Source organism: Gluconobacter thailandicus F149-1 = NBRC 100600, from assembly GCF_000964465.1.
Taxonomy (GTDB): Bacteria; Pseudomonadota; Alphaproteobacteria; order Acetobacterales; family Acetobacteraceae; genus Gluconobacter; species Gluconobacter thailandicus.
The window spans coordinates 110,837-133,303 of record NZ_BANH01000021.1 but is presented as its reverse complement, the minus strand read 5'-3'; the positions used below and the strand labels follow the sequence as shown (position 1 = coordinate 133,303).

The following is a 22,467-nucleotide window of genomic DNA, read 5'->3' as shown; positions in this document are numbered from 1 at the left end:
GGCTGCTGTCGTTTCGGTCGCAGCCTTTTCTGAAAGGTCTGAGTCTCATGTCTCGTTTGAAAACAGTTTGTGCACTGACACTTTTCTTGAGCGGTTCAGTTCTCTCGTCGGCGCATGCTGCTGGCACCCTGACAATCGCCACCGTGAACAACGGTGACATGATTGTCATGCGGCAGCTATCCTCGGAATTTGAGAAAGCTCATCCGGATATTCACCTGAACTGGGTAACGCTGGAGGAAAACGTTCTCCGCCAGCGCGTAACGACCGATATCGCCATGAAGACCGGGCAATTCGACGTCGTGACCATTGGCAACTACGAAGTGCCCATCTGGGCCAAGCAGGGCTGGCTGACGGAACTCAAACCGGATGCAGCCTATGACGTGAATGATATTCTCCCGTCCGTGCGTGATGCCCTGACTTCTGACGGCAAGCTTTACGCCCTGCCCTTTTACGCAGAAAGCATCATGACTTACTATCGTAAGGATCTGTTCCAGAAGGCTGGCCTGACCATGCCTGCAGACCCGACTTATGATCAGATCCGCCAGTTTGCTGACAAGATCACGGACAAGTCAGGCCAGGTCTATGGCATATGCCTTCGCGGCAAGCCCGGCTGGGGCGAGAACATGGCGTATGTGGACTCCCTGGCCAACACATACGGTGCACAGTGGTTCGACATGTCCTGGAAGCCGCTGCTGACGTCTGATGCCTGGAAGAAGGCGCTGACATGGTACGTTTCAGCCCTGAAGGAGGATGGTCCTCCGGGAGCGACATCCAACGGCTTCAACGAAAATCTGGCTCTGTTTGCCAGTGGACATTGCGGCATCTGGATTGATTCCACTGTTGCCGGTGGGCTGCTGTTTGACCCGAAACAGTCTCAGGTGGCTGACAAGGTTGGCTTCGCACCTGCTCCCAAAGGCCCGTATGGCAAGGGCCCGACATGGCTATGGGCCTGGAGCCTTGCCGTTCCGGTCAGTTCCCATCAGAGTGCCGATGCCCAGACCTTCATCACATGGGCTACGTCCAAGGAATACGTAAAGCTCGTGGCTGATCGTAAAGGGTGGGTCGTCGTTCCCGCCGGAACGCGTGCGTCCACCTACGCAGTTCCTGAATACCAGAAGGCCGCGCCCTTCGCTTCCTTCGTCCTGAACGCCATCAAGACGGCTGATCCGAACGGACAGACCGCACAGCCTCGCCCCTATACCGGTGCTCAGTTTGTCGGCATTCCCGAGTTCCAGGCCATGGGTACACAGGTCGGGCAGACGGTTGCCGCCACGCTCTCCGGCCAGATGACGGTCGATCAGGCACTCGCCTCCGCACAGTCTTCCGTAACCCGTTCGCTGCGCCAGTCCGGTCGCGCCAGATAAGGCTCCAATGCCATGCAGGCCGTTGTCGAACATAGCCCCGCACCGGGAGCCTCCGCACGGAAGGGAAAAGGAGCAGGTTTCCTGCTTCTTTTTCCGGCTGTTCTGATTCTTCTGGTTTGGTCTCTTGTCCCCCTGGGGATGACCCTGTGGTACTCCCTCCTGAACTACAACCTTGTGGACCCGACGCTTCACGGCTTCGCAGGCTTTAGCAATTACTGGTACCTGCTAACCGATCCTGACTTCCTGCATTCCCTGCTGAATACGTTCATTCTCGTAGCAGGAGTGCTGGTCATCAGCGTTGGCGGTGGCACACTTCTGGCCGTCCTGTACGATCAGGAATTCTTTGGGCGTGGCATTGCCCGGGTGCTGGTGATTTCCCCGTTCTTCATCATGCCAACGGTCTCTGCCCTGCTGTGGAAGAACCTGATGCTGCACCCGATCTATGGCGTCTATTCCGCCATGATGAGGGCTGTCGGCCTCACGCCGATCGACTGGCTGGCCCAGTTTCCGCTCTTGACCGTCATGATGATTGTCGCCTGGGAATGGTTGCCTTTCGCCGTGCTCATCCTTCTCACGGCGGTCCAGTCGCTGGACAGTGAGCAGAAGGAAGCCGCACGTATGGATGGCGCAGGCCCCATCGCACAGTTCCGGCACATCATCCTGCCCCATCTGGGACGCGCGATCAGTGTCGTCGTGATGATCGAGACAATCTATCTGCTGACGATCTTCGCCGAAATCTCCGTGACGACAGCCGGTGGTCCCGGCGTGGCCTCTACCAACCTGGCCTATCTCATCTATTCCCGCGCCCTGCTTCAGTTCGACGTCGGGGGGGGCTCCGCCGGTGGCGTTGTCGCCATCATCATCGCCAATATCGTTGCGGTCTTCCTCGTCCGCTCCGTTGCCCGCAATCTGGAGGTGTGAGATGGCCCTCAAAACCAAACGCAGCACCCGAATTGCCGTCACCCTTCTGGGTTGGGGCATCGCATTGTGGCTCTTCTTCCCGATCTTCTGGATGATTCTGACGGGTTTCAAAAGTGAAGTGGAGGCTGTTTCCACGCCGCCCAAGCTCGTCTTCATGCCGACCCTCAGCAGCTACGCCGAAGTCTTCGAGCGGGCCAGCTACTGGCACTTCACGTTCAACACCGTCATCGTCTCGGTCGGTGCCACGGTTGGCGCCTTGCTGCTGGCCATCCCTGCTGCCTACTCGATGGCATTCATGCCTTCGAAACGGACGCGCGGTACGTTGCTCTGGATGCTTTCGACCCGCATGCTGCCTCCGGTCGGCGTGCTGGTTCCGATCTATCTTCTGGCCCGGAACACGCATCTGCTGGACACGCGTACCGGTCTGGGCATCGTGGATATGCTTACGAACCTGCCAATCATTGTCTGGATGCTCTTCACGTTCTTCCGTGAAGTCCCGGCTCCCATTCTGGAGGCCGGGCGCATGGATGGCGCTACGCGGTGGCAGGAAATGACGATGGTTCTGCTGCCCCTCGCCCTACCCGGAATTGCTTCGACGGCCCTGCTGTCGCTGATCCTGTGCTGGAACGAGGCCTTCTGGTCCCTGAACCTGACATCCTCCAACGCTGCCCCGCTGACAGCTTTCATTGCATCGTTCTCGTCCCCGGAAGGACTGTTCTTCGGCAAGCTTTCCGCCGCTTCGACCCTCGCCGTGGCCCCCATTCTTGTTTTTGGCTGGATCAGCCAGAAGCAGCTTGTCCGCGGACTGACGTTCGGAGCCGTGAAGTGACCGATCTTTCCCTTCCTGCCGTTTCCCACACGTTTGTAAACGGGATCTGACCCATGGCTACGCTTGAACTCAAGAACCTCCGCAAGACGTACCTTACGGAAGAAATCATCAAGGGCATTTCCCTGTCGATCGAGAACCAGGAATTCGTGGTGTTTGTCGGGCCATCCGGCTGCGGCAAGTCCACGCTTCTGCGCATGATTGCTGGCCTCGAAGACATTACGTCCGGCGATCTGCTGATTGATGGACAGCGCGTCAACGACGTTGAGCCCGGCAAGCGCGGTCTGGCGATGGTATTCCAGTCCTATGCGCTCTATCCGCATATGAACGTTTACAAAAACATGGAATTCGGTCTGAAGCTTGCTGGTATGCCCGAGGCGGAGCGCCGCCAGAAGATCGAGCATGTCGCCCGCACACTTCAGCTTGAGCCCTATCTGAACCACAAGCCTGGCCAGCTTTCAGGTGGCCAGCGTCAGCGCGTGGCTATCGGGCGGGCCATTGTGCGCAATCCGAAGGTGTTTCTGTTCGACGAGCCTTTGTCCAACCTCGACGCCGCTTTACGGGGGCAGATGCGTGTTGAGCTTTCGGCACTTCATCGGAAACTCGGCGCCACCACGATCTATGTGACCCATGACCAGGTCGAAGCCATGACCATGGCGGACAAGATTGTCGTGCTCCAGAAGGGCGTCGTGGAGCAGATCGGCTCTCCGCTGGAACTGTATCATCACCCTCGCAATCTCTTCGTGGCGAAGTTCATCGGGTCCCCTCCCATGAACTTCTTCTCTGCCATCTTTCAGGATGGCGATGCAGAAGGTTCTACGGTTCAGCTCCGGGATGGAACAATCCTCAGGGTTCCTGTCGCTCCACCCGAAGTTCTGCCCGGTACGAAACTTACGCTTGGTATCCGTCCAGAACATCTGGAACTCGCAGCACCCGGCCCGAATAGCGGCGTCGTTGAAGTCATCGAACGGCTTGGTGCCACCACGCTTGTTCACGTTCGTCTGGAAGACGGGCAGAGCGTCGTCATCCAGACGGATGGCTTTACAACCATTGAGGTTGAGACCCGCGTCAGCCTGAGAATGCCTCCCCAGTACTGTCATCTTTTCGCCCCTGATGGACTGGCTTTCGAGGCCTGCCGTCGTCACCCCCTCGCCGCCTGAGTTCAGGAATATTCAAGATGTACATGGAAAAACTTCGTCTCGATGGCCGCACCGCAGTTGTCACTGGCGGCGCACAGAACATCGGTCTGGCCTGCGTGACGGCACTGGCCGAAGCCGGGGCGCGTGTTGTGATTGCGGATCTGGATGAGGCCATGGCCGCACAATCTGCGGAGGAACTCTGCGCAGAGGGCCTGGACGTCAGAAGCATCCGCATGGATGTCACGAGCATGGAAAATGTTCAGGCAGCCATCAAGACCCTGCACGAGCAGGAAGGCCATCTGGATATTCTGGTGGCCTGTGCGGGGATCTGCATTTCCGAAGTCAAAGCTGAGGACATGACGGAAGGTCAGTGGCTCAAGCAGGTCGATATCAACCTGAACGGCATGTTCCGTTGCTGTCAGGCCGTGGGTCGCATCATGCTTGAGCAGAAGAAAGGCGCGATTGTCGCCATCGGATCCATGTCCGGGCAAATCGTCAACCGCCCACAGCAGCAGGCCGCCTATAATGCCTCCAAGGCGGGTGTGCACCAGTATATCCGCTCACTTGCGGCGGAATGGGCGCCTTATGGTATCCGTGCCAATGCAGTTGCTCCGACCTACATCGAAACAACACTGACACGCTTCGGTATGGAAAAGCCGGAACTGTATGATGCGTGGATTGCCGGAACACCGATGGGGCGCGTGGGGCAGCCCGACGAAGTCGCCTCCGTCGTGCACTTTCTGGCCTCGGATGCCGCAAGCCTGATGACGGGTTCCATCGTCAACGTGGATGCTGGTTTCACCGTCTGGTAACCGATTTTCGAAAAACCGGGCCTGTCGTCAGGTCCGGACATATTAACTTCGGCGGCTCATCAACGGATCAGTCCGGCTTGGTCGCCCGGTTTCTACATGTCCGGCAACCTGTATATGGCCCGCTGTACCGCCTTTGCGACTGGCAACCGTGAGATCATACCAGAAGTCACTGCCTGCAAGCGGATAAAAGCGGGACAGCTCCTGTCCAGGCATCAGAAGAGCAGTCCAGTCAGCCGTCGCACCATATGCGTCTTCAACAGCCAGTTCCGTTTCTTCCGACAAAATGTTTGTCAGAAAGAGTGTCACGCCTTCCGGCTCTTCACAAACCCGGACCTGCAAGCCTGAAATGCTTTTGCCAGAGCGGTAAAAGCCGTTAGGGCCAGAAAGCGTGAAGTCATCATGAGGATGGAGCGGAATACTCAATGTGGCTCCCCCGCCAACAGTGTAGTGACGCGATGGCCCTTGCCCCGAAAAGCGGAAGACCGTTCCTTTTGCGCCTGTATTTCTGAGAATGATCTCGGCTTTCTCGCTACTCACCATCAAGTCTGCTGCCAGACGATAAGGAAGCGCGCACGTTATCCTCTGCCCTTCCTCTTGGCGTGGTAACGTCTGGTATTGTGGAACCAGAGGTGGCGGCAACATGCACGACTTGCGGGTTTGAGGCATATAATCATCTGTGTTGGGCAGATCGGCCTGCCAGCGTGTATCCTGGGCCGAGAAGTCAAAAGCAGACGTCAGATCCCCGCAGATGGCACGCCTCCATGGGGTGATATTAGGCGCTCGAACGCCAAAGCGCTTTTCAAGAAACATCAGAACGGACGTGTGATCGAACACTTCCGAATTCACGCGTCCGCCCTTGCTCCACGGGGAAATCAGGATGGCAGGAACACGTGGCCCCAGTCCTACGGAAATACCATGATAACTCTCGCCTGTGACGGAAACAGTGCTGCTTCCCTCGTCTCCGTAAAGTGCAGGAACCGGGGGCGGAACATGATCGAAAAATCCGTCGTTTTCATCGTAATTCAGGATGAAAACCGTTTTGGACCAGACTTCAGGATGGCGGACAAAAGCGTCCATCAAGCGCGAAATCAGATGCTCCCCGTAGCCAGGCGGGGCATTTGGATGTTCAGAGAGCGCAGCGGCAGGTACGATCCATGAGACCTGAGGCAATGTCCCAGCGGCCACGTCTTTTTCAAATACCTCGATCAGGAAGCGCCCTTCGGATGTCGTAGCGTTTTCAGCCGTGGAGCCTTCAACAATCCGACGTCCCTTCTGATACTGCCATGACTGTTCGGAGAGCCCTCGGAACGCGGCAAACCCTGCGAGCGCATTATCCCCGAAATTGTCGTATTCCTGATAGACCTTCCAGGACACTCCAGCCTTCTGAAGCTCTTCCGCATAGGTGGTCCACTGGAAGGACTGAAACTTCGGATTATCGCGGTGCATATCAGCCGAGACGTTTCCATCATCCACATTCTCGACGGCCTGTTTGCCGTCGTGCCCGACGCTTAATCCGTTTGTACCCGAGAACAGGAACAGCCGGTTGGGGTTGGTCGGGCCAAAAATCGAGCAGTGATAGGCGTCGCAGATCGTGAAGGCATCTGCGAGCGCGTAGTAATAGGGAATATCCCGGCGCGTGAAATGGCCCATTGTCATGGTCGTCTTGTGCGGGATCCAGCAATCCCACTCATTCCAGACCTTCTGGCTGCCCTTCCAGCTATGATCCAGACTGGCAATACAGGCGCTGGATGTGTGCACTGTGTTCATGCGGAACGGCAGAACCGTTGAGCCCTTAGCCGTTTTCTGTGCGAAGACAGACGTTCCATCCGGCTGATGTGTCGCGCGAGGATCTCCGTATCCGCGGACCCCCTGTAAACAGCCGAAATAATGATCGAACGAACGGTTTTCCTGCATCAGGATCACCACGTGCTCGACATCCTGAATGGTGCCGGTCTTCCGGTTGGCCGGAACCGCAAGGGCCTGTCGCAGGTTACCGGGCAATGATCCGGCAGCAGCAAGGGCTGCTCCCAGTTCAAGAAATCTGCGTCGGCTGGAAAGCGGTCCGGTCATGCTCTGATCCGATCAGTCGAAGTGCTTGCGAAGCGTGAAGAAGACCATGCGGGGTGCGGCAGCCTGAAGCGTTTGGAAAGTACCCGACGGATCGGAGTTGACGAAGCCGTTGCTTCCAACCGTTGCCACATACCGCTTGTTGAACAGGTTGGTGACGTTGATCTGGGCGTCTACACCGCGCAGGAACCAGTTCTGGCTCTGGAAGCGATAACCAACATTCAGGTTGAAGATCGCATTGGCCGGTACGGAAGCGTCGTTGGTATAGGTGTAGTAGCGCTTGTCCTGAAACTGCATCAGGACGTTGCCCCAGATCGCGCCATCATCATATCCAAGTTCCACGTTGGCGAGATGGGATGGCATCCCGACTGTATGCTTGCCCTTGATGTGAGCGGAAATAACGCCGTCAGCATAAACGTTGTCGTCATACAGGGAGTTATTGAAGGCGTAGGATGCGAAGAGCGACCAGTTGCGAGCAAACTTCCAGTTGGCGGCAACGTCCACACCGCGAGCAGTCACACCACCCACATTGCTGAGAACCGACGCATTACCCTGAATGCCGACGCCCTGTGTGACTGCCAGAAGGCGGTTCTGGAACTCCACATAGTAACCTGTGACAGAGGCCTGGAACGTCCGGTTATGGAAGCGATACCCCAGCTCTTCGGTATTGGACATTTCAGGCTTCAGCTTCTTCTGGAGAACCTCGAAACCTGCGGTAGTTGTGGAGAACGGTCCCGAAGTCTGGGCACTGTCATATGCTGCCATATTACGCGCGAAATCAGCAAAAATTTCGTGGTGCTGGTTGATACGGTAGTTTGCACCAATTTGCGGCAGGAAGCCGTTCGAGGCGTTAAGGGAACCGGACGGATAGGTCGTGCCGGTTGGTGTGCCCATCAGATTGCCGCTCAGGGCACGGGCAGAGTTGTCGACGATGAGGGATTTGAAGCCGTAAGTCACCTTCAGGGCTGGCATGATCTGCCATGTGTCGCCCAGATGGACCTGATAGGTCTTGGTATTAAACGTGCTCTGCCACTGGGTGTAGAAGGAATTACCCTGATACCAGTGAATGGATGATGGTGCTCCGCTGTCCTGAAGCGGATAAAAGCGCCGCGCCTGCTCGAAATTGTTGTTCTCGAACCAGAAGCCCCAGTCGATGGTATGGTTTGCGATCTTGTACGTCAGGCCCCCAATGAAGCCGGCGCGATGAATGTCATATTCCGTGGTACGGGTCGTGAGCGGTGAGCCGCCAAGAGCTGCTGGGGTGGCGAGGTAAGGTGTGACCCACGCACCCTCACCTGTGTTGGTGTGGCCATATCCTGTCACGAACCCTTTGAGGCGACTGGTGATGTCAAAATCCAGTCGGCCATATCCCATGGCGTCTTCACGCAGGCCCGCTGCGTTATAATAAACCGTGTCCTGATCCTGGACGCTTGAGGGGAAAGCCGTTCCTGTCTGGTAGGCCGTGGCGATCTCCTTGGCGAGGGCATAATTGCCCGTAATGTTGTCGAGATTATATCCGTACTTGCGGATCTGAGCGAGCGAGAGATCCTGGTAATCGTTTTCCTTACGCTTGGACCAGTCTCCATAGACCGTCAGCTTTACATGCTCGCCAAAGGGCTGAATGTACTTGGCATTTGCTTGGTCTTGAACCTGAACGCCATCGCCCTTCCACTTGTTTGCGTCCTGATGATTGTAGGACACGTAGAAGCGACCACCGCCTTTCAGTTCGCCACTGTTGATGCGGGCAAATGTTCTCCAGGTAGAGGCAGACCCGATTGTTCCCGCAACGTCCACACCAAATTTCTTGGTTGGATCTACAGATGTGAATTGTAGCGCGCCACCCAGATCATTGGATGCAGCCACACCGAGAGCGCCTGCTCCCTGCGTCAGGGTTGAAGGGCCATTGTTTTCGGTTTCAAGGGCGCGGCCGATCGAAAGGCCATTGGTGTTACCATAAGCGAGATTCCCAAGCGGAATGCCGTCCATTGTAAAGCCGAGACGGCTCTGATCAAAGCCACGGATAATGATCTGCTGGGACCATTCGTAGGAACCCAATGGATCGGACGACGTGAACATGACGCCTGGAAGTTTGGACAACGTCTTGAAAGGACTTGTTCCTGGCGTCATTTCCTGAATCGCGCGGCGGGAAACAGTCTGTGTCTCACGGGCGGCACCAGATCCAAGAACAACCACGGACTCTGCGGACGTTGCTTCAGTGGATTGAGCCGCTGCCTTCTTCCTGTCTGAAGAGACTTTGCGCTGATTTGAATGCTGTCCATCCTTATGTGATGTATGGATGGGCGACACATCGTCCGCAAAAGCATTCTGGGCGCCTGAAAGAACGAAAACTCCGCTCAGACAGGTCGTCAGGGCAAGCATCAGCTTCATCAATATATTCCTGCGTGGGGCTCTGACGTGGTCAGAGAATGTGCAGGGACGTTATGCAGCCGGTTCGTTTATGTCTTGTGATCGTTTGAAGACATTGAAATACAAGTTTCATATTCCGCAAAGTACGGTTTCCATCATGAAAAAGGGCCAGCAAGAGGCTGACCCTTTTTCATTAAGAAACGGATTTTATGGCCTGGAGGTCAGGCAAGAATATAGAAAAGAATTGCAGATACCGTGATCGTAACGGGAAGCGTAAAGAGCCATGCCAGTGCAATCTTGGTCAGCATGTGCATGTTGATGCCGGACCCGGAAGCCACCATGGTCCCTGCGACGCCTGACGTAATGATATGCGTTGTGGAGACAGGAAGGCCCGTATAGCCTGCTGTCATGATCAGACCTGCACCAACAACTTCCGAAGCGGCACCCTGAGCGGGGTTCAGGTGGGTCTTGCCAATGCCCTCACCTAGCGTCTGAACGATGCGGTGATATCCGATCATTGTTCCAACACCGAGGCAAAGAGCACTCAGAAGACGGACCCAGAATGGGGCATATTCCACAGTGGGGCGAAGTTTCTTGGCAAGCGCCTCTGCTTCCTTCTTCTGTTCGCCAGACGTGGCGGGGTTAGAGGCCACAGAACGAAGTCCGGAAAGAACCTGATAAATGTCCCCGCGGGTTTCAGCCGGGCTGGCATGAATTTCAGCGCCTTTTTCCAACCGGTCGATGGATGCCAGGGCATCGGCTTTGAACGAGTATCGATCAAATTCGGCGACCAGGGGTCGCGCAGCCTGCACATCCTGACGGATCATGTCGTACTGCAGGGGGATCTGAGGGTTCAGAGCAAACGCTGCTGGCATCAGGCCAATGATCGTGAGCATGATCAGGCCGATGCTCTTCTGCCCATCGTTATTGCCGTGGGAAAAACTGACAAGCGTACAGGTTGTCACCAGCAGGGCACGCACAATCGGATTGGGTCGGTGGTGGGGTTCCGGACGCTCATAAAGAGCCGGAAGGTGAACGAATTTCCGAATGATCAGGAACAGAATACCTGCCCCGATGAAGCCGAGCGGAGGAGATACGGCCAGCGTGGTCAGAACTTTCCATATCTGGTTCCAGTCGACGCTATGTCCGAGGTCACGCGCATGCAGAAAGGAATCCCCGATCGCAATGCCGACGAGCGAGCCAATTACGCAGTGTGAAGACGAATTTGGAATACCGAACCACCAGGTCAGCAGGTTCCAGGCCAGAGCGGTGCCAAACAGGGACACCAGCATGGGAACTGCGGGATTCCCGTTTGGCGGAGACAGCACATCCGGTGGAAGCAGTTCAACCAGCGTGTAAGCCACGGCAATACCACCGAGCAGCACACCCAGAAGATTCATCAGGCCGGACCAGACAACAGCGACCTTGGGCTTGAGGGAATTGGTGTAAATGACCGTCGCAACGGCATTTGCCGTGTCATGGAATCCATTGGCAAATTCAAACACACAGACCAGCAGAAAGCAGAGTCCGAGCGCGATGATTGACCAGATAGACTCTGGGGCGAAGTGCAGCATTCTGAATGCCAGCTCCTGGTAAAAGGTAGGTTAATTCTCGTAGCTGCATTCAGGTGTTTGCCAAAGACTACCAGAACGCCTTTCATGAAAGTTTCATCATCAGGTATTCCTCCCGTCATTTAATGGAACGATCACATTTCTTCCTTTGACATTGGGATAAGAGAAGGATGGCTCTATCGCCTGCTTCACTCAAAAGGCTATCCGATGAACCAGCCCGAAAAAAAGCAGCCTCACGAATTATGGCGTGAGACACTCATGTCGGCGTGGAACAACAGACCCAGGCCGGAGAAAAGTTCTGGCCTCCACGTTATTTTTGCCGGTACAGATCAGGAAGATAGTCGCCCATCCTCCCCATCCCCCAAGAGACGCTAGATTTCCGCCTGCATGACTTTTCGCGCCACTCTCCTTCTCTCTGCCCTCATGACTTTTCTGCTGGCTTCAGCCCATGCAGAAAAGGGCCCTCCAAAGATCACCACTGCGACGCCCATTCGGCATCTGGTGGTGATCTATCAGGAAAACGTTTCCTTCGATCATTACTTTGGAACGTATCCATCCGCTGTTAATCCGGCAGGGGAGCCGACGTTTCAGGCGCGGCCGGATACACCACGTGCCAATACGCTCGTCACCGCTGATCTTCTGCTGAAGAACCCGAATACGCGTGCGGAAAATGGAAAAGATGCGTCACTGCCATTTCGGCTGGATCGCACACAGGCCAGCACGGCGGACCAGAACCATGCCTATAGCGCCGAGCAGCAGGCCTATCATCACGGTCTGGCCGATCTGTTCCCGCGTTATACGGGTCGCGGGACGCCGGGTGGCGTAGGTGCTTTTTCAACCCGCGGGCAGGTCATGGGATATTTTGACGGCAACACCGTCACGGCCTTCTGGAATTACGCGCAGAACTTCGCCATGAGCGATGCGGCCTATACCGACACTTACGGTCCTTCCACTCCTGGTGCACTTGAAGTCGTGTCAGGCCAGACGAACGGCATGACGATCGTGAAGTCTGCACAGAAGCGTTCCACACCCGAAGTCCAGTCTCCGTTTATCCCGGATGGACAGGGTGGCTGGACCATGGTCAACGACATTGACCCGGCCGGAGACGTCTGCTCCGTTCCGACAGAACAGGTCATGATGACCAGCCGTAATATCGGAGACCTTCTGAACCAGCAGGGTGTCAGCTGGGGCGGCTTCATGGGCGGTTTTGATCTGACGCTTCGTAACCCTGATGGAACGACAGGCTGCAAGCGCCAGACCTATTCCACAGTGGTGGCGCAGAACATTCCCGACTACATTCCCCATCACAACTGGTTCCAGTATTACGCGAGCACGGCCAATCCGACCCATGCTCGCCCCTCATCATCCGATGTTATTGGTCAGACTTTTCAGAAAGACGGCATCCATAAAGACCCGGCCAACCATCAGTATGATCTGAAAGATTTTTACGCGACTGTGAGGGCGGGTCATCTTCCGGCAGTATCGTTTCTCAAGATGCCCGCTCTTCAGGATGGGCACGCTGGGTATTCGGACCCTCTGGATGAGCAACGCGGTGTCGTCAGTGCGATCAATCTGATCCAGACCAGTCCGGACTGGCGTGATACAGCCATTATCATCGCTTATGATGATTCAGATGGCTGGTACGACCACGCCTATGTCAAGCCAACTCATGGCTCATATGACAACCCGGCCGATCAACTGAATGGTCCCGGTCGTTGTGGAACGGCTCCGGCTCCGACCGGAGTTTCTGGTCAGCCTGTAAATGGGCGATGCGGCCCTGGGACACGCATTCCGCTGATCGTAATTTCCCCATGGGCGAAGACCAACTACATCAGCCATGTTCAGATTACGCAGAGTTCGATCACCCGTTTCATCGAAGACAACTGGCTGCATGGTCAGCGTCTTGGCCAGGGTTCTTTCGACGCGGATGCCGCAGACCTGACGGATTTGTTCGATTTCAGCCGTCAGCCTCGCCTGTCCCCTGTTTTCCTGAGCCCGGAAACGGGTGAGTCTGCGCCGCGGCCGTCCGCGTTCCCACTTTGACCCCACGAATAGTCCGGAGAGCTGTGTATTCCGGGCTCCTTCTGGCTATGATCCCGTCAGGACTGCTCCGGGCCCAGGACTGCCTCCCCACAGCAGAGGGCAGCAACCCTTGCCCGGTCTCTCTGCAACGGCCTGCACAAGAGTCGTTGTCGGAAATGGCATTGATCGGGCGGGAGATATTTTACGACCCGTTGCTTTCGGGGTCCGGCCGCCTCTCTTGTGCATCCTGCCATGACCCGCATCACCACTACGGCCCTTCAAATAATCAGTCCGTTTTCGTGGGCGGAAAAGATCTGAAAACCCCAGGAAGACGCGCCATTCCGTCTCTCGCCTATCTGGAGCATGTACCCAATTTCAGTATCGGGCCTGACAATCCGGAGAGCGAAACAGCCCCTGTCCTGCCCTCTGCTGGCGCAACCGCCTCACACGTCGCAAAAAGTGCGGTCGCCAGTTCCACGACGGCCATTGTTCCGCAGGGCGGACTTTTTTGGGATGGACGCGCTGATACCCTTCAGCAGCAGGCGTCAGGCCCGCTTTTTGACCCGGCGGAGATGGCTTCTACGCCTTCAATCGCCCGTACCTGGATCGAAAATGCTCCTTACACCAAGCGTCTCAAGGTTCTCGCAGGTCCAGCCGCAGAAGCCTCACCAGATCTGCTTCTGTCTGAAGCAATGTTCGCTCTGGCGCGATACCAGATCGAAGAGCCGTCTTTTCACCGTTACAACAGCAAGTTTGATGCGTGGCTCGAGGGAAAGACCCGCTTCACACCACAGGAAAGCGCGGGGTATCGTCTGTTCAATGACCCCATGAAGGGTAACTGCGCCGCCTGCCATCTGGATCGCCCTCTTCCCGGAAATCTGCCGCCACTGTTGACTGACCGGCAATATGAAGCCCTTGGTGCCCCACGCAATACGGCGGTCACAGGACCATATGAGAACGGCCATTTTGATCTGGGGCTTTGTGAAGCCATGCCCGGAGGGGCGGAGCAGTCAGGCGCCTATTGTGGAATGTTCGCCACTCCAACACTCCGGAATGTGGCGGACCGTAAGGTCTTCTTCCACAATGGCATTTTTCATGATCTCAGACAGGTTCTGGATTTCTACATTCTGAGAGACATTCAGCCGGAGCTATTCTACAGTCACGACGCACAGAGACGTGTTCGAAAAGCGGACGATTTACCGGCGCAGTATCAGTCAAACCTTGATCGAACCGATGCCCCAATGGATCGCAAACCGGGCGACCAGCCTGCACTGACGCCCGAGGAGCGGACAGCTGTCATCCGCTTCCTCGAAACCCTGACGGACGGATGGTCTCCCACCCGTCCGTAAGTTCTTACTTCTGGCTGTCAGCTGCCAAACCACGATGGGCCAGCATCGGTTCAATGTCCGGTGCCTTGCCATAGAAGGCTTCAAACATCGGGCCGTAATCCATGGTGTGACCCTTCGACAGGATCATGTCACGGAAGCGCTGGCCGTTCTCCCGTGTCAGACCACCATGCTGCGTGAACCATGCAAAGACGTCCTGATCCAGCATCTCCGTCCACAGATAAGCATAATAGCCAGCGGAATACCCGTTGGACCAGATATGCAGGAAGTAGCTGGACCGGTAACGCGGCGGGACGTTCGCCACATCAAGGCCCATGCTGTTGAGCGCATCGGCCTCGAACTTGTCTGCATCCTGACGCGGTGCGGTCGCCGGGAGAGCATGCCACTTCATGTCCAGTTCAGCAGCCGCGACGATTTCGCCCAGAGCATAACCCTGGTTGAACTTGGCGGCTTTCTTGATCTTATCGACCAGTGCCTGTGGCATAGGCGCGCCTGTTTTGTAGTGACGGGCGTAATGCGCCAGCACCTTCGGATCGAGCGCCCAGTTTTCATTGAACTGGGAAGGGAATTCCACGAAGTCACGGGCGACATTCGTACCAGACAGCGTCGGATACGTCTGGCTTGCGAACAGACCATGTAGTGCATGGCCGAACTCATGGAACATGGTCGTCACATCATCGGACGTAATGAGCTGTGGCTGACCTGGTGCAGCTTTTGTGAAGTTCGCAACATTGTAAATGACGGGCTTGGTACCAAGGAGCGAGGACTGGCCAACAAAATTGGACATCCAGGCACCGCCAGACTTCGTGTCACGCTTGAAGTAATCGAAATACATCAGGCCAAGCTGTGAGCCGTCCTTGTCGAAGACCTCGAACACCATAACGTCCGGGTTATAGACTGGAATATCTGTAAGCGGCTTGAATGTGATTCCGTAAAGCTGGTTGGCAGCGAAGAACACGCCGTCCGTCAGAACCGTTTTCAGTTCGAAGTATGGCTTCACGTCATCCTGATTCAGCGCATATTTCTCATGACGGACCTGCTCCGCGTAACGGTTCCAATCCCAGGGCTTCAGCGTGAAGTTTTCGCCATCACGACGGATAGCGTCTTGAAGAACGGCACCTTCCCGCTTCTGCTCGGCAGCCACGGCCGGAACGAGCTTCTGCATGAAGTCTTCGGCCGCTTCGGGTGTCTTGGCCATCTGGTCATAGAGTGTGTAGGCGGCGAAGCTCGGGTAGCCGAACAGCGCTGCCTTCTGGGCGCGTAGCTGGGCCAGTTCGGGAATCGTAGCGCGGGTGTCGTTCTTGTCCCCCTTCTCGGCACGATTCCAGCTCTGTTCGAACAGGGCCTGACGGGTCTCCCGCTTGCTCAGGTTTTCCAGAGCGGGCTGCTGGGTCGTGTTCTGAAGCGGAAGGACCCATTTGCCAGACAGCTTGCGGCTTTCCGCGTCCTTCTGAGCCGAGGCGATGGCGCCATCATCAAGGCCTGCCAGTGCATCCTTGCTGTCAACGACCAGGGCACCGTCTTTCGCGGCGGCAATCAGCTTCTGCTGATAGACGGATTCAAGATTGGCCAGCTTGGTGTTGATGGCGCGCAGTTTAACCTTGTCGGCCTTGGACAGCTCTGCACCGGCATGAACGAACTGCTGGTAATACACATCCAGAAGCTGCGCCTGTTCGGCATTCAGGTTCAGGCTGTCACGGGTGTCATGCAGTTTCTTGACGCGCGCAAACAAGCGCTCGTTAAGATAGATCTCATCTTCATGCTGGGACAGGCGCGGCGCTTCGCGGCTTTCAACCTTGTCCAGTTCTGCATCGCTGTTGGCCTGATAGACGCCAAAGAACGTTTCCTGCACGCGATCCAGAAGACGGCCGGCCTTTTCCATGGCAACGATCGTGTTTTCGAACGTGGGCGCAGCCTTGTTGTTTGCAATGACCGTGATCTCGCGCAAATGATCCGCCATGCCCCGCTCGAAAGCGGGCGCGTAGTCACTATCCTTGATCAGATCGAAGCGTGGGGCCTGATAAGGGAGCGTACTGGTCGTGAAGAAGGGATTGGCCGCTGCTGCCTGTGCTTCAGGCCCGGCAAGAGAGACCATAGACAGGGCGAAAGCGGCCCTGATCCAGAGGTTGGAAGTCATTGAAACATCCTGAATGTCATACGTTGGCGCGACTGTATGGGAGAAGCTGCGCAACGTCCAACCCCCTGTCTCATCAGGTCTTTACGGGAACAGGCGGCCCGCCCACTCGTCCACGCTGTCCCCGCTGCTGAACGCCGGATCAATCAGCCCATCCACCATGAAGGTCGGAGAGACATGAATGCCGTTCTGGCGCGAGTATTTCGCATGCCACTTTACGGCCTTCGTGACATCTTCGAGCGTAAAGGCCTCAGCGAGGGCGACCCCGCTATAAGTCTCAAGACGTGCGAGGATTTCAGCCGGAGTGGTGTTCATATTCGGGCCAGAACAATGGTCGGTGAACTCGAATTCTTCCCGATGGTCTGCCACGGCTAGCAGGACATAATGCGCTTTGCCCCGTCCCTGCTCCAGCGTGGACGCTGCGAGAATGGCGCGGACGATCACGCCGGAAAACATGTGCCATGGCTGCGACTGAAGGCGGATGTGAACCGTCAGGTTCTCCTCTCCAACCTTCTCAAGGAGAGGCTGAATTTTACGGAGGGACTTGACCGAAAACGGGCATGTCGGTTCCAGGAACATCTCGAATGTTCTGGTGCCTGTTCCCCATTTCAGTGCGGACAGATGTGCCATTATGTCTTTCCTTCTCAATCGTCCAGACGGACCTTGCGGTTGCGCTTGATCCCCGCCCGATGGGACTTTCCGTCCATTCGCCTTTGGCGAGCCGCCTTACCCGGTCGGGTTGGAACGCGGAAAGCCTGTCGATGAGCGGCTTCGCGGATCATAACCGCCAGTCGTTCGATAACATCTTCCCGGTTGCGCTGCTGCGTGCGGAAGCGCCGTCCCGTCAACACGATTTCTCCGTCCCGGGTTGCGCGACTGCCTGCAATTTCGAGCAGACGCGTTCGCACGCGCTCTGACAGTACCGGAGAGCCTGCCGCGTCAAACCGAAGCTGCGCTGCTGTCGCAACCTTGTTGACGTTCTGGCCACCCGGGCCGGAGGCAAGGATATAGGTGACTCTCAGATCCTCGTCCCGGAGGATCAGACCGGGCATGACTTCAACGCTCATGCATGCGTACCTACACGAGGCTGCATCGTACGGGAAACGCCTATCGACGGGGTCGGCCGTTATTCTGCTGTTGCCAAAGCCGGGGAGACATTCCAAACCATCGGCGAAAAGCCCGGCTGAAGGCGCTGGTTTCGGTATAGCCTAGAAGAATGGCGATCTCGCTGATGTCTCTGGTGGCCTCGGCCAGAAGGCGAATGGCGTCGATCTGACGGACTTCATCCAGCAGTGCGGAATAAGAAAGCCCTAACTGACCCAGTCTGCGTTGAAGCGTCCAGGGGGACAGGGCAAGTTTCTCTGCGATCTGCCAGAACTCGCATCCCCCATGTGGCAGGCTAGCCCTGATCTGCGCGCTAACCTGCTGTCTCAGAGACGGTGTCTGTGCTGACAGAGCATTCTCTGACCTTCGGGTTAGTGTCACCAGAGACGATTTCATGACCTGCAACAAACCGGCATCTGCTCCCGGCATCCGCGTCTCCAGCCTGTCTCTCCGGAAGATCAGCGCATTCCGCCCTGCCGAAAAACGGACATCGGACTGAAAAGCATCGCGATGTTCTCCCGCCTGCTCCGGCTGGTCGTGGGCGAACAGAACAGCCTGTGGGGTCCAGCCCGGACCCAGCGCTGTCCGGAGGATATTGGCAAACATACCCATCGTCAGTTCGGCATCATGGCGGCGATGCTGAATGGTCGGGTCAGTGATCATGTAGTCGAGTTGAAACGTCTCTGCCGTTTCGGTCAGGCATGTCACGGTAGAGGCCTGATGATACCCGAAATAGGCAGCCAGATTGCGGACGGCCTGCTCCACGGTCTCTGAACACAGTGCGATGTAGCCAATGAGGCCAAGCTGGTGGGGTTTGAACTGCTGGCCGAAGCGCAAACCGATATTTCCATTGTGCGTCTCTGTTTCGGCTTCGGCAAACAGACGGCAGTAGGCCGCAAGGTTCAGTGCGTCGGTCGGTAAGGCAAATTGCTGCGTTGAAAGGCCGGAACGTCCGGCAATCCGTTCCATGTCCCCGCCCTGAGATGTCAGAAAATCTTCCACCCCGGCTGCGGCTGCGGCGAGAACATGGGCCTCTGTTTCAGGAGACTTTGAAAAGGATGACATCGCATCTTCGTGTTGCTGCTCACTCAACGCGAAGTGTTGGGCGGATTGTTGTCAAATGTCAAAACCTTGTCGTCTGGCGTCAAGCCAGGATCAATCCGAAAAAGATATAATTGCGCTAACGGACAAAACCTAGACCGTCTTCTGATAGAGTTCGCACAGATCAGAGAAACAGGATTGTGGCCATGGCTTACGGATGCACCCTGAGAGGGGAGCGCTACGCGTTCGGGGATCTGAAAACCCTGATGGCCAAGGCCTCTCCGGCGCGTTCCGGCGATGAACTGGCCGGTCTTTCTGCCGACTCTGACGCTCAGCGGATTGCCGCCCGCTATGCTCTGGCTGACCTCCCCCTCAGCACGTTTTTGCACGAGACGCTCATCCCTTATGAAGCGGATGACGTTACGCGCCTGATCGTGGATACCCATGATACTCAGGCATTTTCGCCGGTGGCGTCCCTGACGGTCGGGGGGTTCCGGGACTGGCTGTTATCCGATGCCGCCACATCTGAAGCACTGTCCTTCATTGCTGCCGGAATCACCCCGGAAATGGCTGCGGCCGTCAGCAAGATCATGCGCAATCAGGATCTTATGACGGTCTCCCGCAAGATCCGCGTCATCACGAAGTTCCGGAACACGATTGGTCTTGAAGGCCGTCTGGCGACGCGCCTTCAGCCCAATCACCCGACCGATGATCTGAAGGGCATTGCGGCTTCAACCCTGGATGGTCTTCTGCGCGGAATGGGGGATGCCGTCATTGGCATCAACCCTGCCACCGACAGCGTCTCGAACGGCCTCGCTCTTCTGGAGATGCTCGACCACGCCCGCCAGCGTTACGACATCCCCACCCAGACCTGTGTTCTCACCCACGTCACCAACACCCTCGAGATCATGAACCGTGGCGGTGCGGTCGATCTGGTCTTCCAGTCCATTGCGGGGACACAGAAAGCCAATGAAGGCTTTGGCGTTAGTCTCGGGATTCTGAAAGAGGCCCATGAGGCAGCCCTGGCTCTCAATCGGGGTACTCTTGGCAACAACGTCATGTATTTCGAGACGGGCCAGGGCGCTGCACTTTCTGCCGAAGCGCATCACGGCGTGGACCAGCAGACCGTGGAAGCCCGCGCCTACGCCGTAGCAAGGGCCTATAATCCTCTGCTGGTGAATACGGTCGTCGGTTTTATCGGGCCAGAATATCTTTATGACGGCAAACAGATCATTCGGGCCGCGCTGGAAGATCATTTCTGCGCCAAACTGCTCGGCGTGCCGATGGACTGTGATGCCTGTTACACCAACCATGCCGAAGCCGATCAGGATGACATGGATAATCTGATGGTCCTGCTGGGGGCAGCAGGCATCACGTTCCTGATCGGAGTACCGGGCGCGGATGACATCATGCTCAATTACCAGAGCCTGTCCTTTCACGACCTTTTGAGTCTCCGCAAGTTGCTGAACCTGAAGCCCGCTCCGGAATTTGCAGACTGGCTGGAACGGATGGGCCTTTATGATGCACGGCATGACAGAGTTCTGGACGTTCCGCCCGGACAGACCCTTCTTGGTCAGATGGTGCGCTGACCATGACTGACGACCGTATCATCCCCACATCATCACGGACGCCAGAGCTATGGCAGGAGTTACGCCATCTGACCCGTGCGAGGATTGGATTGGGTCGCACAGGAAACGCTCTGAAAACCGACGATGTTCTGGATTTTCAGGCGTCCCACGCCCAGGCACGGGATGCCGTTCATACGCCTCTGAATATTGAAGCTCTGACAGGTTTTCTAGGGAACGAGCCATACTATTGCGTTCAGAGCCGCGCGCCCGACCGTTCGACCTATTTGCGCCGCCCGGATCTCGGACGGCGGCTTGACCCGGAAGTTGCTGTTACGCTTCCAAAAGGTGATTGGGATGTGGTTTTCGTCGCAGGAGACGGCTTGTCGTCCTTTGCCACACAGCAGAGCGCCATCCCCCTGTTTCGGACCATGCAGGCCCAGCTTGCTGACTGGACCGTCGCGCCTCTGGTCATTGCCACCCAAGCCCGCGTCGCTCTAGGCGACGACATTGCCGTGATGCTTGGTGCGAGGATGGTTGTCATGATGATTGGCGAGAGACCTGGCCTCAGCGTGGCCGACAGTATGGGTGTCTATCTAACCTACGCGCCCTATGTGGGCTGTCCCGATTCATCCCGGAACTGCCTCTCCAACATTCACCCACACGGTATGACCGTCCCTGCTGCGGCAACAAAACTCGCTTGGCTGATGCGGGAAGCCAGGCACCTGAAACTCACAGGCGTGGGTCTCAAAGATGCCGCTCCTGAACTCACAGCCCTCGAAACTTCCAAGCCCCTTCCGGAAAAGGACAACGACCAATGAGCAATGCGCCCACGCATCTCAACAAGTCCCTGAGTGCATTTCATCTCTGGGGCATTGCCGTTGGTCTTGTCATTGCCGGGGAGTATTTCGGCTGGAGCTATGGATGGGCCACGGCCGGAACACTTGGCTTCCTGATCGCCACCGTGTTTGTCGCCCTTGTCTATACGAGCTTCATTTTCAGCTTCACGGAGCTTACCTGTGCGATCCCACAGGCTGGTGGCCCATTTGCCTACAGTCACCGCGCACTTGGTCGTTGGGGCGGCCTGATTGCAGGTCTCGCCACTCTGGTCGAGTTCATTTTTGCACCGCCTGCCATCGCTCTCGCCATCGGCGCTTACCTGAATGTCCAGTTTCCGCATCTTTCACCAAAAGTCGCGGCTCTGGGCGCTTATGTGATCTTCATGGCCCTTAACATTGTCGGCGTGCGCATCGCGGCGACGTTTGAGCTGTTCATCACGATTGCCGCCATTATTGAGTTGCTCGTCTTCATGGGCGTCGTTGCCCCTGCCTTTTCATGGGACAATTTCCTGTATGACGGCTGGGGCGGAGCGCCCCATTTCGGCTGGGAAGCCATGGGAGGCATTTTCGCGGCCATCCCGTTTGCCATCTGGTTCTTTCTTGCCATCGAAGGTGTGGCCATGGCGGCTGAAGAGGCCAGTAATCCGCGCCGCTCTATCCCGATTGCTTATGTCGCCGGTGTTCTCACGCTTGTCATTTTAGCCTTTGGCGTCATGGTTTTTGCTGGCGGGGCCGGAGACTGGCATGCTCTTGCCAACCTGAACGATCCCCTTCCACAGGCCATGAAGCACGTCGTGGGTGCGCATAGTGGATGGCTTCATATGCTGGTCTGGCTGGGGCTGTTCGGCCTTGTCGCCTCCCTGCATGGCATTATCATGGGTTACGCAAGGCAGATCTTTGCCATGGCGCGTGCGGGTTTTCTTCCGGCAGTTCTGGGAAAAATCCATCCGCGTTTTCACACACCCCATACGGCAACGATTGCCGGCGGTGTCATCGGAATTGCAGCTATTTTTTCCGATGATGTTCTCTCGGTTCATGGCCAGTCTTTGACCGCAACACTCGTGACCATGTCGGTGTTTGGCTCTCTGACGATGTACATCCTGAGCATGGTCAGCCTGTTCCGCCTTCGCCGGACAGAGCCATCCCTGCCCCGCACCTACCGTGCACCATTTTATCCCGTTCTGCCGGGCATTGCCCTGACCGGCGCGGTCATCCTTCTGGCGGCCGTGACGTACTACAACCCTGAAGTTTGCGCGATCTACATCGCGTTCATGGCGGCTCTGAGCGTTTTCTTCATGCGAAAATACCAGGCTGCACAGGCGCGGATCCCGTCAGAGGTCTGAGCCTGC

The 22,467-nt window shown here is 56.5% G+C and carries 17 protein-coding genes; 10 read left to right on the top strand and 7 right to left on the bottom strand.

Annotated elements, in window-relative coordinates; genetic code table 11:
* Positions 1 to 47: 47 nt before the first annotated feature.
* The 5 genes from B7444_RS07325 to B7444_RS07305 are packed head-to-tail and all read left to right on the top strand — an operon-like array spanning position 48 to position 5,062.
* Entirely contained in the window at positions 48 to 1,364 is a 1,317-nt protein-coding gene (locus tag B7444_RS07325) for an ABC transporter substrate-binding protein (RefSeq protein WP_007284373.1), read from the top strand.
* Between the two features lie 12 nt (positions 1,365 to 1,376).
* Positions 1,377 to 2,285, top strand: a complete 909-nt coding sequence (locus B7444_RS07320; RefSeq protein ID WP_007284374.1) for a carbohydrate ABC transporter permease — start codon at positions 1,377 to 1,379, stop codon at positions 2,283 to 2,285.
* 1 nt (position 2,286) lies between these two features.
* On the top strand, positions 2,287 to 3,114 hold the full coding sequence (locus B7444_RS07315) for a carbohydrate ABC transporter permease (RefSeq protein ID WP_007284375.1): 828 nt from the start codon (positions 2,287 to 2,289) through the stop codon (positions 3,112 to 3,114).
* Between the two features lie 53 nt (positions 3,115 to 3,167).
* Positions 3,168 to 4,271, top strand: coding sequence for an ABC transporter ATP-binding protein (locus B7444_RS07310; RefSeq protein ID WP_007284376.1), 1,104 nt, complete (start codon positions 3,168 to 3,170; stop codon positions 4,269 to 4,271).
* Positions 4,272 to 4,288: 17 nt separating this feature from the next.
* Positions 4,289 to 5,062, top strand: a complete 774-nt coding sequence (locus B7444_RS07305; RefSeq protein WP_007284377.1) for an SDR family NAD(P)-dependent oxidoreductase — start codon at positions 4,289 to 4,291, stop codon at positions 5,060 to 5,062.
* Between the two features lie 42 nt (positions 5,063 to 5,104).
* Here the strand turns inward: B7444_RS07305 and B7444_RS07300 are convergent, their stop codons facing one another.
* The 3 genes from B7444_RS07300 to B7444_RS07290 all read right to left on the bottom strand — a co-directional run bounded on the left by B7444_RS07300 (position 5,105) and on the right by B7444_RS07290 (position 11,070).
* Complete coding sequence (locus B7444_RS07300; RefSeq protein WP_007284378.1) at positions 5,105 to 7,132, bottom strand: phosphocholine-specific phospholipase C; 2,028 nt, start codon at positions 7,130 to 7,132, stop codon at positions 5,105 to 5,107.
* Positions 7,133 to 7,144: 12 nt separating this feature from the next.
* Positions 7,145 to 9,517 carry a TonB-dependent receptor gene (locus tag B7444_RS07295; RefSeq protein WP_007284379.1) on the bottom strand — a complete coding sequence of 791 codons (2,373 nt, stop codon included), beginning with the start codon at positions 9,515 to 9,517 and terminating at the stop codon, positions 7,145 to 7,147.
* A gap of 200 nt (positions 9,518 to 9,717) precedes the next feature.
* The gene (locus B7444_RS07290; RefSeq protein ID WP_007284380.1) at positions 9,718 to 11,070 is read right to left on the bottom strand and encodes an inorganic phosphate transporter; all 1,353 of its coding nucleotides are present in this window, start codon (positions 11,068 to 11,070) and stop codon (positions 9,718 to 9,720) included.
* A 384-nt stretch (positions 11,071 to 11,454) separates the two neighbouring features.
* Here B7444_RS07290 and B7444_RS07285 point away from each other — a divergent pair, with 384 nt between their 5' ends.
* Together B7444_RS07285 and B7444_RS07280 are read left to right on the top strand one after the other, a co-directional pair.
* Positions 11,455 to 13,110, top strand: a complete 1,656-nt coding sequence (locus B7444_RS07285) for a phospholipase C (protein WP_007284381.1) — start codon at positions 11,455 to 11,457, stop codon at positions 13,108 to 13,110.
* Between the two features lie 155 nt (positions 13,111 to 13,265).
* Positions 13,266 to 14,438: a cytochrome-c peroxidase gene (locus B7444_RS07280; RefSeq protein ID WP_007284382.1), complete on the top strand. Its 1,173-nt coding sequence runs from the start codon at positions 13,266 to 13,268 to the stop codon at positions 14,436 to 14,438.
* A 4-nt stretch (positions 14,439 to 14,442) separates the two neighbouring features.
* Here B7444_RS07280 and B7444_RS07275 read toward each other — a convergent pair whose 3' ends face one another.
* From B7444_RS07275 to qhpR, 4 genes are all read right to left on the bottom strand, one after another.
* A complete protein-coding gene (locus B7444_RS07275) occupies positions 14,443 to 16,572 on the bottom strand; it encodes a M3 family metallopeptidase (RefSeq protein ID WP_231502960.1) in 2,130 nt (709 codons plus the stop codon).
* Positions 16,573 to 16,653: 81 nt separating this feature from the next.
* Positions 16,654 to 17,199 (bottom strand): DsbA family protein, encoded by a 546-nt coding sequence (locus B7444_RS07270; RefSeq protein WP_007284384.1) that lies wholly within the window; start codon positions 17,197 to 17,199, stop codon positions 16,654 to 16,656.
* A 14-nt stretch (positions 17,200 to 17,213) separates the two neighbouring features.
* Positions 17,214 to 17,636, bottom strand: a complete 423-nt coding sequence (gene arfB, locus B7444_RS07265) for an alternative ribosome rescue aminoacyl-tRNA hydrolase ArfB (protein ID WP_007284385.1) — start codon at positions 17,634 to 17,636, stop codon at positions 17,214 to 17,216.
* A 40-nt stretch (positions 17,637 to 17,676) separates the two neighbouring features.
* Complete coding sequence (gene qhpR, locus B7444_RS07260; RefSeq protein ID WP_035730301.1) at positions 17,677 to 18,738, bottom strand: AraC-like transcriptional regulator QhpR; 1,062 nt, start codon at positions 18,736 to 18,738, stop codon at positions 17,677 to 17,679.
* 182 nt (positions 18,739 to 18,920) lie between these two features.
* Here qhpR and B7444_RS07255 point away from each other — a divergent pair, with 182 nt between their 5' ends.
* From B7444_RS07255 to eat, 3 genes are read left to right on the top strand one after another with little or no spacing between them, the layout of a single operon-like run.
* Positions 18,921 to 20,303, top strand: a complete 1,383-nt coding sequence (locus B7444_RS07255) for an ethanolamine ammonia-lyase subunit EutB (RefSeq protein WP_035730295.1) — start codon at positions 18,921 to 18,923, stop codon at positions 20,301 to 20,303.
* Positions 20,304 to 20,305: 2 nt separating this feature from the next.
* Complete coding sequence (gene eutC / locus B7444_RS07250) at positions 20,306 to 21,100, top strand: ethanolamine ammonia-lyase subunit EutC (protein ID WP_035730293.1); 795 nt, start codon at positions 20,306 to 20,308, stop codon at positions 21,098 to 21,100.
* Positions 21,097 to 22,461 (top strand): ethanolamine permease, encoded by a 1,365-nt coding sequence (eat, locus tag B7444_RS07245; RefSeq protein ID WP_007283393.1) that lies wholly within the window; start codon positions 21,097 to 21,099, stop codon positions 22,459 to 22,461. Before eutC ends, eat begins: the two co-directional genes overlap by 4 nt.
* Positions 22,462 to 22,467 lie beyond the last annotated feature (6 nt).